A 1,225-nucleotide genomic window follows, 5' to 3' on the forward strand; every position below is an offset into this window, starting at 1 on the left:
CCTCCGCGCCCGCGCGCAGCCAGCGGCGCAGCACGTGGTTGTGCGCGGTGACCACGGCCGAGGCGGCGACCTCGGCGAGCAGCGGGCCGTCGTCGCCGTCCTGGTGGGCGCCCTCGTCGAAGTGGCCCAGCAGATAGCGGGTGAACAGCCGCTCGTAGCGGGAGACCGAGGCGATCTCGCGCTCGCGCAGCGTCGGCACCTCCCGGGTCAGGCGGTAGCGCTCGACGGAGACCGCGGGCTGGGCCGCGTACATCCGCATGACCTCGCGGATGCCGCGGCAGATGGTGTCCAGCGGGTACTCGTGCGGCGGCGCGGCGTCCAGGACGGCCTTCACCCGCTCCAGCGTGTCGTCGTGGTCGGGGAAGATCGCCTCCTCCTTGGAGCGGAAGTGCCGGAAGAAGGTGCGGCGCGCGACGCCCGCCGAGGCGGCGATCTCGTCCACCGTCGTCGCCTCGTAGCCCTTGGTCGCGAACAGCTCCATCGCCGCCGCCGCGATGTCGCGGCGCATCTTCAGGCGCTGGGTGCTGGAGTTGGCACGGCTGGGCTTCGCAGGCTGGGACATGTAAGGAACGTACTCCATGCGTGGCCCCCGGATCGCCGCCTACTGGAGGGTCGGTCGAGCCGCGGACGGGCGGGCGGTGCTCAGCGTGCGGCGGTCGCGTACTCGCGGAAGCCGCGGCCCGTCTTGCGGCCGAGGCAGCCCGCGGCGACCAGGTGCTCCAGCAGCGGCGCGGGCGCGAGGCCGGGGTCGCGGAACTCGCGGTGCAGGACCCGCTCGATGGCCAGCGAGACGTCCAGGCCGACGACGTCCAGCAGCTCGAAGGGGCCCATGGGGTAGCCGCCGCCGAGCTTCATCGCGGCGTCGATGTCGTCGGGCGAGGCGTAGTGCTCCTGGACCATCTTCACCGCGTTGTTCAGGTACGGGAACAGCAGCGCGTTGACGATGAAGCCGGCCCGGTCGCCGCAGTCCACGGGGTGCTTGCCCAGCCGGGCGCAGACCGCGCGGACGGTGGCGTGCGCGTCGTCCGCGGTACGGACCGTGCGCACCACCTCGACGAGCTTCATCACCTGCGCCGGGTTGAAGAAGTGCATGCCGACCACGTCCTCGGGACGGGACGTGGCGGCGGCGCAGGCGACGACGGGCAGCGAGGACGTGGTGGTGGCCAGCACGGCGCCGGGCCGGGCGACCGCGTCCACGGCGGCGAACAACTGCCGCTTGACCGCG

2 protein-coding genes are annotated in these 1,225 nt (G+C 73.0%); both read right to left on the minus strand.

What is annotated here, in order from left to right:
• The coding region (locus H5J30_RS34270; RefSeq protein WP_181791715.1) for a TetR family transcriptional regulator at nt 1-562 on the minus strand (562 nt) is incomplete at its 3' end.
• 80 nt (nt 563-642) lie between these two features.
• A partial coding sequence (locus H5J30_RS34275) for a 3-hydroxyacyl-CoA dehydrogenase family protein (protein ID WP_258563676.1) occupies nt 643-1,225 on the minus strand: 583 nt, incomplete at its 5' end.

This window comes from Streptomyces phytophilus (assembly GCF_013870535.1).
GTDB classification, from domain to species: Bacteria; Actinomycetota; Actinomycetes; order Streptomycetales; family Streptomycetaceae; genus Streptomyces; species Streptomyces phytophilus.